14 protein-coding genes are annotated in these 13,296 nt (G+C 59.5%); 7 read left to right on the top strand and 7 right to left on the bottom strand.

Translation table 11 applies throughout. The features are described 5' to 3' along the window. Positions 1-31: 31 nt before the first annotated feature. Entirely contained in the window at positions 32-1,117 is a 1,086-nt protein-coding gene (locus tag AC13QE_RS06840) for a glycosyltransferase family 4 protein (RefSeq protein WP_488483118.1), read from the top strand. Positions 1,118-1,121: 4 nt separating this feature from the next. Here the strand turns inward: AC13QE_RS06840 and AC13QE_RS06835 are convergent, their stop codons facing one another. Next, a complete protein-coding gene (locus AC13QE_RS06835; RefSeq protein ID WP_488483117.1) occupies positions 1,122-2,507 on the bottom strand; it encodes a hypothetical protein in 1,386 nt (461 codons plus the stop codon). 172 nt (positions 2,508-2,679) lie between these two features. After that, positions 2,680-3,570 carry a transcriptional regulator GcvA gene (gcvA, locus tag AC13QE_RS06830; protein WP_488483116.1) on the bottom strand — a complete coding sequence of 297 codons (891 nt, stop codon included), beginning with the start codon at positions 3,568-3,570 and terminating at the stop codon, positions 2,680-2,682. A gap of 124 nt (positions 3,571-3,694) precedes the next feature. Between gcvA and AC13QE_RS06825 the strand changes: the two genes are divergently transcribed. The 3 genes from AC13QE_RS06825 to panB all read left to right on the top strand — a co-directional run bounded on the left by AC13QE_RS06825 (position 3,695) and on the right by panB (position 6,346). After that, positions 3,695-4,399 carry an SDR family oxidoreductase gene (locus AC13QE_RS06825; protein ID WP_488483115.1) on the top strand — a complete coding sequence of 235 codons (705 nt, stop codon included), beginning with the start codon at positions 3,695-3,697 and terminating at the stop codon, positions 4,397-4,399. Positions 4,400-4,650: 251 nt separating this feature from the next. Then, positions 4,651-5,523 (top strand): pantoate--beta-alanine ligase, encoded by an 873-nt coding sequence (gene panC, locus AC13QE_RS06820; RefSeq protein ID WP_488483114.1) that lies wholly within the window; start codon positions 4,651-4,653, stop codon positions 5,521-5,523. Between the two features lies 1 nt (position 5,524). Next, a complete protein-coding gene (gene panB, locus AC13QE_RS06815) occupies positions 5,525-6,346 on the top strand; it encodes a 3-methyl-2-oxobutanoate hydroxymethyltransferase (RefSeq protein WP_488483113.1) in 822 nt (273 codons plus the stop codon). Positions 6,347-6,352: 6 nt separating this feature from the next. Here panB and AC13QE_RS06810 read toward each other — a convergent pair whose 3' ends face one another. Then, a complete protein-coding gene (locus tag AC13QE_RS06810) occupies positions 6,353-6,604 on the bottom strand; it encodes a DUF2164 domain-containing protein (RefSeq protein WP_488483112.1) in 252 nt (83 codons plus the stop codon). A gap of 232 nt (positions 6,605-6,836) precedes the next feature. Here AC13QE_RS06810 and AC13QE_RS06805 point away from each other — a divergent pair, with 232 nt between their 5' ends. Continuing rightward, on the top strand, positions 6,837-7,559 hold the full coding sequence (locus tag AC13QE_RS06805) for an AzlC family ABC transporter permease (RefSeq protein WP_488483111.1): 723 nt from the start codon (positions 6,837-6,839) through the stop codon (positions 7,557-7,559). A 2-nt stretch (positions 7,560-7,561) separates the two neighbouring features. Beyond that, positions 7,562-7,873: an AzlD family protein gene (locus tag AC13QE_RS06800; protein WP_112334517.1), complete on the top strand. Its 312-nt coding sequence runs from the start codon at positions 7,562-7,564 to the stop codon at positions 7,871-7,873. 41 nt (positions 7,874-7,914) lie between these two features. On the opposite strand, the gene AC13QE_RS06795 is transcribed toward AC13QE_RS06800, so the two are convergent. Beyond that, positions 7,915-9,750: an aminopeptidase P family protein gene (locus AC13QE_RS06795; RefSeq protein WP_488483110.1), complete on the bottom strand. Its 1,836-nt coding sequence runs from the start codon at positions 9,748-9,750 to the stop codon at positions 7,915-7,917. A gap of 344 nt (positions 9,751-10,094) precedes the next feature. Between AC13QE_RS06795 and AC13QE_RS06790 the strand changes: the two genes are divergently transcribed. Further along, positions 10,095-10,235 (top strand): hypothetical protein, encoded by a 141-nt coding sequence (locus tag AC13QE_RS06790; protein WP_162711788.1) that lies wholly within the window; start codon positions 10,095-10,097, stop codon positions 10,233-10,235. A 200-nt stretch (positions 10,236-10,435) separates the two neighbouring features. On the opposite strand, the gene AC13QE_RS06785 is transcribed toward AC13QE_RS06790, so the two are convergent. The 3 genes from AC13QE_RS06785 to AC13QE_RS06775 are packed head-to-tail and all read right to left on the bottom strand — an operon-like array spanning position 10,436 to position 13,093. Continuing rightward, the gene (locus tag AC13QE_RS06785; protein WP_132716977.1) at positions 10,436-11,314 is read right to left on the bottom strand and encodes a 50S ribosomal protein L11 methyltransferase; all 879 of its coding nucleotides are present in this window, start codon (positions 11,312-11,314) and stop codon (positions 10,436-10,438) included. A gap of 20 nt (positions 11,315-11,334) precedes the next feature. After that, on the bottom strand, positions 11,335-12,483 hold the full coding sequence (locus AC13QE_RS06780) for an FAD-dependent oxidoreductase (protein ID WP_488483109.1): 1,149 nt from the start codon (positions 12,481-12,483) through the stop codon (positions 11,335-11,337). A gap of 7 nt (positions 12,484-12,490) precedes the next feature. Beyond that, the gene (locus AC13QE_RS06775) at positions 12,491-13,093 is read right to left on the bottom strand and encodes an SCO family protein (RefSeq protein WP_488483108.1); all 603 of its coding nucleotides are present in this window, start codon (positions 13,091-13,093) and stop codon (positions 12,491-12,493) included. Positions 13,094-13,296 lie beyond the last annotated feature (203 nt).

Here is a 13,296-nt window from a genome sequence, read left to right as displayed (position 1 = left end):
TTCCCGATCAATGAAATATCGGGTTTTGCGCGTGCAATCTATTGTCATCAATGGGCGTTTCCTCGGCCAGCCCCTTTCGGGCGTGCAGCGCTTTGCGCGGGAGCTCACCTTGGCACTCGACCGCAAGATTTCCGCAGGCTCCCTGCCAGCCTCTCTGAATGGCGTGCGCTGGCGGCTGGCCGTGCCGCGCAACACGCCCGTCGATCTCAAGCTCTCCGCTATCGAAATCGACGAATTCGGCGCTGGGCCAGGTCACGTTTGGGAGCAGACGTCGCTGCTTTCACGCTCGCGCGGCAGCCGCCTGATCGGCTTCGGCGGCAGCGGCCCGCTTCTGCATCGCCGCCAGGCCGTCGTCATCCATGACGTGACGATCTTCCGCCATCCGCAGTCCTTCAAGCGCAGCTACCGCCTGCTGCATGGCGCCCTTGGAACCGTGCTGACGCGCACCGCCAAGATCGGCACCGTCTCGGAATTCTCGCGGCAGGAGCTTGCTTCCGTGTTCCGGGTGCCATCGACTGGTATCGACGTCGTCTACAATGCCGTCGATCATTACGCCGCCATCGAGCCGGATGAAGCCGTGATGCAGCGACTCGATCTCAAGACGAATGGCTTCTTCCTGCTCGTCGGCACGATGAAGCCGAATAAGAACCTCGATTTTGCGATCCGCGCCTTCGAGGCGCTCAAGGATGACAATCAGAAGCTCGTCGTCGTGGGCGGCTCCGCACCGACCGTGTTCAAATCGGACAGCCAGCAATCAAACGACAGCCTGCTTTTCCCCGGTCGGCTCGCCGACGCGGAAATCGCCGCCCTGGAGCGCCATGCCACGGCTTTCGTTTTTCCGAGCCTCTACGAAGGTTTCGGCATCCCGCCATTGGAAGCAATGACTCAAGGCTGCCCGGTGCTTGCGGCCGATATTCCTGCGGTGCGCGAGGCCTCGGGCGACGCCGCACTCTACTTCGATCCATTCCGACAGGACGAGCTCCTCGATGCCATGCGCAGGATCGTGACGGATGAGACGCTCCGCGAAGATCTGCGCCGGCGTGGCTACGAGAACATCAAGCGCTTTTCATGGGACGGCAGCGCGGATCGCGTACTCTCCATGCTGGAAGTACTTTGAGAGCTTATGGCCGCACTTGCCGCTGAAACATAATGACGAAATAGCTGTAGAGGCCGAGCAGACAGAAGAGCGCGCCGCCAACCACGCCCCCGGCCACGAATATCCATAGCGAATACCCAAAGCCGATCGTCGCTAGCACCGGCAGGGCGAGCCCGATGGCGGACAGGATAACGGGCGGCCAGACGAAATCGAAGGCAAGGGACATCATCACCTTCACACCGATCACCATGGCACACAGCGCGCCGATCATGCCACCGGCCATAAGCGCAGCATCATCATAAGAGCCGAGATAACCGCCGATGATCGTGCCCGCATTCAGCAATACGCAATCCAGTGCCGCGAGCAGAAAGATCGTCAGCAACCGGTGCTGTAGATGCGCAGGGGTGGGCAGCATATTGGCCGTCAGTGCACGGCATGTCGCAAGGCCGATGACAAAGGGGGCGACGGCAAGAAACTCCTTGCGCAAACCAGCCGCGATGACCAATTGGCCGACCGGCTGCAATAGCGCGAAAATGCCGGCGGCCGTCATCAGCGTCAGCCCGGTCAGCAGCGAATAATATTCTCCGAGCTGCTTGGTAAAGGCGGGCGTCGATCCATCGCGATCATAGGTTGTAACGACATCGGGATATTGAATGGCCTGCAGCGCAGAGACGATCAGGATGAAGGGTCGCTGCAGCAGATCAAGCGCCAGAAGTGCGCCGGCAGCACCACCCGCTCCCAACATGGCCGTAAGGATGGACTTCAATCCCAGCGGTGTCAGCATGCCGATAACGGAGGCGCTCGCGGCGACGCTGCCATAGACGAAATGCTTGCGCACTAGCGCCTTCTCGAATGAAGCCGCTTCGTGAAGACTGTTGCGGGTTAAAAATACGGCTAGAAGACTATAGGCAAGATAGCCGGCCATCAGACCGGCGACGGTCCATGTGAAGGTCGGGGCAATGGCCGCACCCGCAAGCGTACCGATTGCCAGAATTGTCGCGCGCGAACCCTGCAGCCGCGAAAAGACGCGAAATTCCTGACGAAAGCGCAGCATGGTGAGATGCAGGTCGCTGCCACCCTGGAAGATCGCAACCAGGCCGCCAAGCACGGCAATCTCTGCCGAGACCGAAAAAAAGATCGAGACGGAAGCGGCGATCAGGCAGATTGCCGAGCATGCCGCGAATTCTACCGTCAGCGCCTTGCGCTCCAGCGCCTCGCTCCCAGGCCCCTGCCCCGGATAGAAGCGGCTGCAGGCAAAGCGAACCCATTCGAAGCAGAGGATCGCCGCAAACTGGCTGATCGAGATGAACAGCGAATAGGCGGCATAATCCGCTGGCATCAGCAGATGCGCCACAGCGATCAGCAGCCCGAAAGCCACCGCAGCCTGATAGAAATATGCAGCCAATGCCACGATCTTCGCCATGGCTGCAGATAACAGGAAAAGATTGAGGAAAGCGCTAACCCCAAAGGACAATTGCAACATTTGGCAGCGCGACCGCGCCTGATGGGCCGCCTTCGAAAACCGGTGGGCATTTCATTCCTGAAAAACCGGCTCGCTCGCAACACCGGGCGAGCGGTATCCCCTATTTACTGCTCGCTTCTCCTCTCATCCAGGCGATGACCGTCTCAATGGCTGCGGATTTGCGATAGCGCGGCCAGACAAGATAGAAGTCGGATGGACCGCTTAGCGACCCCTGGATAACCTGCGTCAAGCGACCTTCCACCATATCTCGCGCCACGAAATCGCGGTTGGCAAGAACGATTCCCTGCCCGGCGATCGCCGCCTCGATTGCATGCGATGTCTGGTTGAAGCTGATACCTTTATAAGAGGCGTGAGCCGCCCGCCCGAAATGCTTGTCGATGAATTCGGGCCAGGAATTATGGGCATCATGAAGAAGCGCGTAGTCGGCAAGTTCTTCTGCAGTCTTCGGCGGCTTTCGGTCCTGCAACAATGCCGGGCTGCAAACGGCGATGATCTCTTGCTCGAAGAGCAGTTCGGTCGCAAGTCCCGGCCCGAAAGGCGGTCGCCCGTAGCGGACTGCAAGATCCACTCCATCAGCCTGGAAGCCTGACATGCGTTCGGTCGCAAGGATATGAAGATCGAGATCGGGATGACGAGCGGTAAAATCCGGCAGGCGCGGAATCAGCCATTTCGACGCGAATGTCGGCGTGGTGCTGATGGTGAGCCTGACGGGCTGCGGCCTGAGATCGCCAGTCGCTTGTGCGATAATTTCAAAGGCACGCCTGATATCGGCGATATAGGCCCGTCCCTCGCCCGTTAGCGCCAAAGTCCGCGGCATTCGCTCGAACAGCTTTACGCCAAGCTCGGCTTCCAGCCCGCGCACCTGCTGCGCTACGGCGCCCTGCGTCACCCTAAGCTCCTCGGCCGCGAGCCTGAAGCTGCGATGGCGCGCGGCCACTTCGAATGCCTTCAGACCGTTCAGCGAGGGAAGTTTACTGGGTGAACCATTCATGCGATAGTTTTTCTACTGGCAAACAGGAGTTTATCTGCTTCGCTCTCGCGCGAAGACGATGATATTTCATCGATAATTTCGAGGCAATCAGTTCTAGCAGAACAAGATGAAGGAGGAACCGAAAATGTCGATAGAAAAAGTGGCTGTCATCACGGCGGGCGGTAGCGGCATGGGTGCCGAAAGCGCCAGACGTCTTGCGGCCGATGGCTTCCATGTTGCCATCCTCTCCTCCTCCGGAAAGGGTGAGGCACTGGCTCAGGAACTTGGCGGCATCGGCGTTACCGGCTCCAATCAGTCGAATGACGATCTCAAGCGCCTGGTCAATGCGACGATGGAAAAATGGGGGCGGATCGATGTGCTCGTCAACAGCGCCGGCCATGGTCCGCGCGCCCCGATCCTGGAGATCACCGACGAGCAATGGCACACCGGCCTCGACGTCTATCTGATGAACGTCATTCGCTCGGTCCGTCTCATCGCTCCTATCATGCAGAAGCAGAAATCCGGCTCGATCATCAACATCTCCACGGCATGGGTATTCGAGCCATCGGCAATGTTCCCGACATCGGCGGTATTCCGGGCGGGCCTTGCCTCCTATACGAAGATCTTTGCCGATACCTACGCCGCCGACAACATACGCATGAACAATGTGCTGCCCGGCTGGATCGACAGCCTGCCGGCGACCGAAGAGCGCCGTGACAGCGTGCCGATGCAGCGTTATGGCACCAGCGCCGAGATCGCCGCCACCGTCGCCTTTCTGGCCTCCGATGGCGCTGGGTATATCACCGGCCAAAACCTCAAAGTCGATGGCGGCCTGACCCGCTCGGTCTAGCCTCTGCAAAACAGCATCGCCTCGTTTTCGCTCTCTCAGGCACCCCTTGGGAGGGCGATTCTGTTTGGAGCACAACAACGGAGATTAAATCGCCTTGGATTGGCCTGCGAACCTCATAGCCTGAAAGCGAAACCGTGGCTGGTGGCGCGGGCGAATTGCCTTTTCGCACTGCACACGTTAGAAGTCCCGGCAATTTTGAGGGATGGAAACCGGCGATACGGAAACGGCATTGCCTGGGGAGGAGTGCCACAATGGAGATCGTTCACACGATAGCCGCTCTACGCGAACGGCTTGGCGAACACCGCAAAGCCGGCAGGAAAATCGGCCTGGTGCCGACCATGGGTTACCTGCACGCCGGCCATATGGAACTGGTCTCTCGCGCCAAGGCCGAAAACGACGTCGTCGTCACCTCCATTTTTGTCAACCCGCTACAGTTCGGCGCCAACGAGGATCTGGCGAAATATCCGCGCGATCTCGAGCGAGACAGTGCCATGCTGCGTGACGCCGGCGTCGATTTTCTCTTCGCACCGGGCGTCACGGATATGTATCCGCGACCGATGGAAACGGTGGTCGACGTGCCGAAGCTCGGGGCGGAACTGGAAGGTGCGGTTCGACCGGGACACTTCGCCGGTGTTGCCACTGTTGTCACCAAGCTCTTCAATATCGTCCAGCCCGACAGCGCCTATTTCGGCGAGAAGGATTATCAGCAGGTCACGATCATCCGCCGCATGGTCGAGGATCTGGCCCAGCCTGTCCGGGTCGTACCGATGCCGACCGTTCGCGATGCGGATGGCCTGGCCCTGTCATCCCGCAACGTCTATCTGTCTACGGAAGAGCGTGCCGCCGCTGTTATTATCCCCCAGGCACTGGCGGAGGCCGCAAGGCTTTACGATCTCGGGGCGGACGATCCAGCAGCACTCGAAGAGGCGCTCCGCGCCTTCATCGAAAAAGAGCCACTCGCAACCGTGGAAGTCGCCGCCGTTCGTCATCCCCAAACGCTGGAACCGCTGACCAAACTGCAGGGGCAGCCGATGCTCATCGCCTTGTTCGTCCGCATCGGTACCACCCGCCTGCTCGACAACCGGGTTATAGGCAGTAAATCCGCCAACGAAGGGATCGCCTGAGATGAGCACCGTCGGACATTCCAAGCGCACGACGCCAGCAGCCATCGAAGCGATGAAGGGCACACGCCCGATCGTCAGCCTGACAGCCTATACGACACCGATTGCCCGCCTGCTCGATCCGCATTGCGACCTGCTTCTGGTGGGTGATTCCCTCGGCATGGTGCTCTACGGCATGGATACGACCGTCGGCGTCACGCTGGATATGATGATCGCCCACGGCCAGGCGGTCATGCGCGGCGCCAAGCATGCCTGCGTCACCGTCGATATGCCTTTCGGCTCCTATCAGGAATCGAAGGAGCAGGCCTTTCGCAATGCCGCGCGCATCCTGAAGGAAACAAGCTGCGATGGCGTGAAGCTCGAGGGCGGCGAAGAGATGGCCGACACCGTGGCCTTCCTGACCTCTCGCGGCATTCCAGTCTTCGGCCATGTCGGCCTCATGCCGCAGCAGGTGAATACGACCGGCGGCTATCGTTCGCTCGGCCGCTCCGACAAGGAAGCTGCCAAGATCCGCCGTGACGCCAGGGCGATCTCGGAGGCCGGCGCATTCGCGATGGTCATCGAAGGTACGATCGAGCCGCTCGCCCGCGAGATTACCGCCGCGGTCGCCATCCCCACCATCGGCATCGGCGCATCGGCCGCCTGCGACGGACAGATCCTCGTTTCCGACGACATGCTCGGCCTGTTCAACGATTTCAAGCCGCGCTTCGTCAAGCATTTCGCAGAGCTTGCGCCCCTGGTCTCGAAGGCGGCCGAAGCCTATGCCGAAGAGGTGAAGGCTCGTACCTTTCCGGCACTGGAGCATACCTTCCAGCCGAAGAAGTGAGCGCCATCAGCTCTTGGCCGGCTCTTTCTCAAGCAGATAGATCGCCTCGCCGAAATCCTCCATCTTGCTCATCAATGCCGCATGGGCATCCCGCAAACCCTGGTTGTAATAGTAAGGGCCGATCTCGGATGTGAAGAAATCGAGCAGGAATTCGGCAGGCAAGGTGCCGAGCGTCTGGTCCAGCTCATCGGCGAAATAGCGCTGAAGGCGTGCAATCATGGCTGCCTTCTCCTCCTTCGAAAAGGTGATCTTCTTCATCTTTCCATCTCCCATTTTGCGAGCGAGCTCCAAGGCCTGGATCAAGGAAATCAATTGATCCATCAAGGAAATTCAATTGCTGGCTCCAAAGGCACGGCTTACACCTCCCGCCATTGAACAGTGCGGCAACAAATGCGCAAGGATACAACCATCGTTGTTCCCATGCGAAATGCGCGCCCTCGACACAACATCCGGACGAAAGCACCGGATTTTCCAAAGGACAAAGCGGACCATGAGTCGCGCGGAATTTCTTGAAGGGTTGAAGGGTGGCATTCCCGTTGGCCTCGCTGCAGCGCCTTTCGGCGCCCTCTTCGGTGCGTTGGCGCGCGATCAGGGCATGTCCCTCGGCGAACTGACCCTGATGAGCGGCACCGTCTATGCCGGTGCCAGCCAGATGGTCGGGATCGATCTATTCGGCCACGATGTTCAGGCCTGGCTCATCGTGCTGTCGATCCTCGCCGTGAACTTCCGCCATGTGCTCTATTCGGCAGCGATCGCTCGCTATATCAGACACTTTTCCGTTGTGGAGAAGTTCTTCACCTTTTTCCTGCTGGTCGATCCGCAATTCGCCGAGACGATCAAGCGCCATGAAAGCGGCAAGCCGGTGACTTTCGCCTGGTACATCGGCTTTGCGGCGGTGATCTATGTTCCCTGGGTGGTGGTGAGCCTGATCGGCGGCCTTCTCGGCAGTTTCATCGGTGATCCCCAAGCCATCGGCCTCGATATTCTGCTGCCGGTCTATTTCCTCGGCATCGTCATGGGCTTCCGCACGCGCGACAACTTCCTGCCCGTCGTCGCCGTCAGCGCCGTGGCATCGGCCATTGCCCATCGTTATGTGGGCTCACCCTGGCATGTCAGCATCGGCGCATTGGCAGGCGTCGCGCTTGCCGCAATGCTGCCGCCGGTCAAAGCGAATCGCAAGCCTGATATCGCGCACGAAAGCCACGAGGTCTGACCATGTTCGATTTCAATTCGCATATGGTGTTGCTGATTGCGGCTGCGGCCGTGGTGACCTTTCTGACGCGCATCGGCGGCTATATCCTGATCGTCAAGATGACCCGCATTCCGCCGCGCGTCGAGGCAGCGCTCAATGCCGTGCCCGCCGCTGTACTCACGACCCTCGTCGCACCCGCCTTCTTTATCGGCGGGTGGGATATCAAGGTGGCGATGCTCGCAGCTCTTCTCGTCGGCCTGCGCTACCCGTCGACTTACATGCTCGTCACCGGATGGATCGTCGTCATGGCATGGCGCCATTCCATAGGCGCTTGAGACGGACCCATCCCTTCAAGATGGGATGAGGTCCATATTTCTCAATGGCTAAGCTCGAGCGTGGCATTTTCCAGCCAGGCCCGTACGTCGTGATCGTGGATCAGCGGCATCAGCGCTTCACGTGTCCGGGCGTGATACTCGTTCAGCCAATGCAACTCCTCATGCGTCAGCAGTTCGACGAGGACCAGGCTGCGATCGATCGGGCAGAAGGTCAAAGTCTCGAAGCCCAGCATCGGCATGTCACCCCCCTCGATCTGCTCCGGATCGCGGATATAGATCAGGTTTTCGATGCGGATGCCGAATTGACCCGGACGATAATAGCCGGGTTCATTGGACAGGATCATGCCGGGAAGCAGTTCCTGCACGGCAAGGCGGGCAATGCGCTGCGGCCCCTCATGCACGGACAAATAGGAGCCGACGCCGTGGCCGGTGCCATGGGCGAAATCGACGCCAGCCTTCCACAGCGCGATGCGTGCCAGCGGATCGAGATCGCAGCCACGGGTACCCTTCGGGAAACGTGCCGTGCTGATGGCGATCATTCCCTTCAATACCAGCGTGAAGAGGCGCTTCTGCTCTTCAGAGACGGCACCGATGCCAACTGTACGGGTGATGTCGGTGGTACCGTTGATATATTGCGCACCTGAATCGATCAGGAACAGTTCTCCGGCCTGGATCAGCCGGTCGCTCGCCGTGGTCACGCGGTAATGCATGATGGCCGCGTGTTCGCCAGCACCCGAGATCGTATCGAAGGAGATATCCTTCAGCGGGTTTTGCATGCTTTCGCCGATGCGGGCGCGGCAAGCTTCCAACCGTTCTGCCGCAGCGATCTCCGTCACCGTTCCAGGCTTGCTTGTCTCCAGCCAGTAAAGGAACTCGACCATGGCGGCGCCATCCTGCAGATGGGCAGCCGCAGAGCCGTTGATTTCGGCAGCATTCTTGCAGGCACGCGGCAGCTTGGCGGGATCATTGCCCTCCACGACCTCTCCACCTTCACGACGGATGATGTCGGTCAGAGCGTAGGAGGCAAGATCCGGGTCGACCAGGATGCGCCCGCCATTCGCGGCCGCAGCGGCCAGGCGCTTGGTAAGTTCCGACGGCGGCAGCTGCTTGCAGATCTGCGTGAGGTAGGCTTCGGCCTCGACCTTGGTCTTGCGCTTGTCGAGGAAGAGCTCCGCTTCACCTTCCGCATAGATGATGGCGCGGGCCAAGGGATGCGGCGTATGCGGCACGTCGCTGCCACGGATATTGAAGATCCAGGCGACAGAGGACGGATCGGTAATCAGTGCCGCCTTGAGGTTTTTTTCCTTGAGACCGTTTGCAATCGTCGCAAGCTTGTCCTTGGCGAGGATACCGGCCTGGGCGATATCCTGAATGATAACGTTGCCCAGCGGCTCGGGCGGCCGGTCGGTCCAGAGCTTGTCGAGCGGATTGTGGGGCAGGAAGACGAGCTTGCCGTCGATCTCGGCCAAGGCCTTTTCCAGTCGGCGTACTTCGGCACCCGTATGCAGCCACGGATCGATGCCCAGCCGGAAACCCTTCTTCGCGTGACGCGGCAGCCAGACATGCGGCGGCTCGTTCACCAGATCGCCTCCGGTGAAGACGCTCCGATCCACTTGCTCTGCAAGCTGCGTCACATAACGGCCATCCACGAAAACCACGGCCTGAGAGTGTGTGATAAGCGCAACACCTGCCGATCCAGTGAAGCCCGTGAGCCATGCGAGACGCTCCGAGCATTTGGGCACATACTCGCCTTGATACTCGTCAGCCCGCGGCACGAGGAAGCCGTCAATGCCGAGATCGTCAAAAGCAGCGCGCAAACCGCTAACACGCTCGCGGCCGAATTGCGGGGTGGAAGTGACGTCGAAAGACTGAAACATGGGCTGATCCGGTAGTGATGGAGAGTTCGTGAAACTGAATATTGCCAGTATGTTAGAGCATCACGATCGGAAGTGCGACGTGATTTTCGATCTCTAAGACGCTATGTACGATAACCGCAATATCACACCAGGTGAGAGTAGCTTATCTCATGTCGGGCCGTTAACGAATCCGCCCATTTCGTGAGCATGCCAGTCCGATTATGACAACTTCACGGCACGAAACATGCATATTACGCATAGCTCCCATGAAGCTGCCCCCCTGCCACGCCGATGAGCGAGTCGCTATATCCGCGGCATCAAACGGGGTTCACGAAGAACCAGCTCAAAACCAAGGACTTAAGACAATGCCTATCTCTCGCTCCGCATATGTTAGCCCGGCGCTGGCTGGCGAGCGTCGCACCGTACGCCATTCCGTCGGCTCGCTTCGTCAGCTCGAAGTCGAAACCGCAAAGGCAATCGGCGCCAGCCGCGGCGGTCGCCGCTAACAAGTTTACGATCTACGCGTTCCAAGTCGATCGCAATCCGGTTCTCCTCCTCCCTCGGATTATGATCAGAACGCATAGAGCCCGCTTGAGCACTCCTCCTCCACACGCTCGCGGGCAAGATCGGTGAAAACCGATCTGAAGGCGGTGCTTCGGCACCGCCTTTCTTATTTTTGCAATTATTGATGCGGGAAGTGACCGACTCAAGGCCGGTCGAGATGGATGGTAACCCAGCCGTTGCGCCAGATCGTGCGCACATGCCGCAGGTGCGCGCCGTTATAGGCAGCGAGAACCTTCCAGCGCTGCTCGGCAAGAATACCCGACAGAATGACCGAACCGCCCGGTGCCAGATGCGCCACAAGCTGCGGCGCCATCTTGATGAGCGGACGCGCCAGAATATTGGCGATGATCAGGTCGAACGGTCCATGACGGGAAAAGGCCGTGGAATGGAATCCCGGTGCCGTCTCCAGCGTGACACCCGAGGCGATGCCGTTACTGCGGACATTTTCCTTCGCGACGCGGACGGCAATCGGATCGATATCGGTCGCCAGAACCGGAATGTTGCGCAGCTTGCGCACGGCAATCGCCAGCACGCCGCTGCCCGTCCCGAGATCGAGCGCGTTGCGCACGCGGCGGCTCGCAACAACCTTCTCGATCGTCTCAAGGCAGCCAGCAGTCGTCCCATGGTGACCGGTGCCAAAAGCTTGTCCTGCTTCGATTTCGATGGCGATGTCGCTGGAGCCGACCTTGTCGCGATCATGCGAGCCGTGCACGAGGAAGCGGCCGGCACGCACAGGCTTCAATCCTTCCAGCGACTTGGCGATCCAGTCGATATCGGGAAGCACTTCCTTTTGAACGACGAGATCGGTGAAAGTCGGCTTCAGGAGCGCTTCGAAGCGACCACGGACCTCATCTTCATCCGCAGCGTAGAGATAGATCGACGCTTCCCAGACATCGTTCTTCTCGTCGATCTCCGTTGTTGCGATCGGCAATTCTTCGTCTTCGAACACCGGCGTCATCAGGTCCAGAACCTGACCGGCTTTCTTCTCGTTCGTCGTCACATAAAGGCGGATTTCGCTCAACTCGTCGCTCTTTCTCGTTCTTATTCGGCCCAGTCGATCCAGGGCGGTTTCGGCGTGTCGTAGCCGGCCACACCCCGAAGCAATTGCCGGCGGACCGGGCCAAAGCGCAGCAACAGCGGCGCAAGGAAATTTCGCGCCGCAACTGCCAGCGGATTTTGCATCGTTATCAATCGTGTCAGGCCGTAGGTCTGCTTCAAAACCTTCTTTACGGCGGGAATTCTCAAGGCCGAATACTCCTGTTCGCGGCCTTCCGCAATGAGCCAGGCAAGCCAGCAGGCATCTTCGATGCCGAGATTCATGCCGCGCGCGCCCGCCGGCGAATGAATATGGGCGGCATCGCCGGCAAGAAAGACATTGCCCTTGGCCATCGGCTCGACATGCCGGAAGTGGATGCGAAACTGCGAGGCCCAGATCTTTTCCGAAACCGCAGCCGGATGCGCGATGCGGCTTTCGAAATCCTCCAGCGTCGAGATGTAGCGAATGATGCCGTCGGAGACAGGTAGGCGGCCGACCATGCCGGGATCGAAGAGCAATATCTCGCCGAAATGCGTATCGACCGGCTCCGCATAGCGAAAATCGGCAAGATAGAAATAAGCTTCCAGCGCCTCGCCTGGAAAGCCGGCACCGAGCGCCTTGCGCACCGCCGAATGGGCACCATCGGCACCGATCAATATGTCCGGCCGCATTGTTTCCGACGTACCGTCAGCCCGGCGCAACGTGACCTCCGGCTTCTGAACGTCCGACATGGCTTCCGCGATCACAGCCGTTTGCCACTCGGGCGAGATGCCATAGGCCGAAAGCGCCTCCATCAGCACGCGCTCGGTATTGCCCTGCGGCAGCGCGCAAATAGCGCTGAAGCGGCCTTTCACCTCTCGAGTATCCAGCTGGATCAGAATTTTCTTATTCGAGCGGACGAGAAAACGCTCGATCGGCTGGGCAGCAGCAAGGATCTCGTTTGCAGCGCCGGAAGGAGACAGCAGCGTCAGCGTGCGGGCGTTTACGCCTAACGCGCGGCTCTCTTCCGTGGGCGTCGGGCCGGCGCCATCATCGACGATACGCGGCGAGAAGCCATAACGAGCGAGTTCGAGAGCCACAGTAAGGCCAACCGGCCCGGCACCTGCGATCAGGATGGATCTGGATTTTCCCTTTCCGCTATTCCTCTCGTCCATGCAGGCCCTATCCCTTCTTGACCAAATTCTCCAGCTTCTTCACCGCCACATCCGGGTCCTCCTCATAAGCAATGGTTCCGGCAAAGCGCCCCTGCGAATCCAGTAGGAAGACGGAAGCGGTGTGATCCATCGTGTAGTCGCCGCTTGGCTGCTTGTCGTCGACCGGCACCTTCTTAGCATAAACGCGAAAGCCCTTGACCATGTTCATCACCTTGGCGGGATCACCGGAAATGCCTGTTATCCGCTTCGAGACGTTGGAGACATATTGGTCCATGATGGCGGGCGTATCGCGCTCGGGATCAACGGTCACGAAATAGGCATTGAGCTTGCTGCCATCAGGATCGACCTTCTGCAGCCAGGCGTTCAGCTCGAACAGTGTCGTCGGGCAGACATCCGGGCAATGCGTGTAGCCGAAGAAGACGGCAGAGGGCTTGCCCCGGAACGCCTGCTCGCTAATCGGCTGGCCGCTCTGCGAAACGAGCGTGAAGGGCACACCATAAGGCCCGGATGCCGCAACCTCCGGCGACTTGCCGCCACCAAAGCTGAACCAGCCCAATAGTCCGGCCACGATCAACACGGCCACCCAAACTGCAATCCGCACGCTTCTCATGAATGCTGTTCCTCACCAATACGGACGATCGCACCGAAAGTGTAGTGCGATCGCCCCCTAGCCGATGTAGCGGCTCGAAGTGGAGGAGGCAATTCAAGAAGATGTTCAGAGGAGGCCGAAATCGTCGCAGGATAGAAATGAATATCTTGCACGCACTGATCCGCTCGTTTCCTCGCTCTCCTCAAGCCGGGCGGGACGAAATC

This window comes from Martinezella sp. CNPSo 3957 (assembly GCF_057784395.1).
This window is presented reverse-complemented; position numbering and strand designations above follow the sequence as displayed.

Excerpts from the sequence above, each read along its gene's own strand:
- gcvA (WP_488483116.1), bottom strand. The coding sequence starts at position 3,570 with ATGAATGGTTCACCCAGTAAACTTCCCTCGCTGAACGGTCTGAAGGCA.
- AC13QE_RS06825 (WP_488483115.1), top strand. The coding sequence starts at position 3,695 with ATGTCGATAGAAAAAGTGGCTGTCATCACGGCGGGCGGTAGCGGCATG.
- panC (WP_488483114.1), top strand. The coding sequence starts at position 4,651 with ATGGAGATCGTTCACACGATAGCCGCTCTACGCGAACGGCTTGGCGAA.
- panB (WP_488483113.1), top strand. The coding sequence starts at position 5,525 with ATGAGCACCGTCGGACATTCCAAGCGCACGACGCCAGCAGCCATCGAA.
- AC13QE_RS06810 (WP_488483112.1), bottom strand. The coding sequence starts at position 6,604 with ATGAAGAAGATCACCTTTTCGAAGGAGGAGAAGGCAGCCATGATTGCA.
- AC13QE_RS06805 (WP_488483111.1), top strand. The coding sequence starts at position 6,837 with ATGAGTCGCGCGGAATTTCTTGAAGGGTTGAAGGGTGGCATTCCCGTT.
- AC13QE_RS06800 (WP_112334517.1), top strand. The coding sequence starts at position 7,562 with ATGTTCGATTTCAATTCGCATATGGTGTTGCTGATTGCGGCTGCGGCC.
- AC13QE_RS06795 (WP_488483110.1), bottom strand. The coding sequence starts at position 9,750 with ATGTTTCAGTCTTTCGACGTCACTTCCACCCCGCAATTCGGCCGCGAG.
- AC13QE_RS06790 (WP_162711788.1), top strand. The coding sequence starts at position 10,095 with ATGCCTATCTCTCGCTCCGCATATGTTAGCCCGGCGCTGGCTGGCGAG.
- AC13QE_RS06780 (WP_488483109.1), bottom strand. The coding sequence starts at position 12,483 with ATGGACGAGAGGAATAGCGGAAAGGGAAAATCCAGATCCATCCTGATC.
- AC13QE_RS06775 (WP_488483108.1), bottom strand. The coding sequence starts at position 13,093 with ATGAGAAGCGTGCGGATTGCAGTTTGGGTGGCCGTGTTGATCGTGGCC.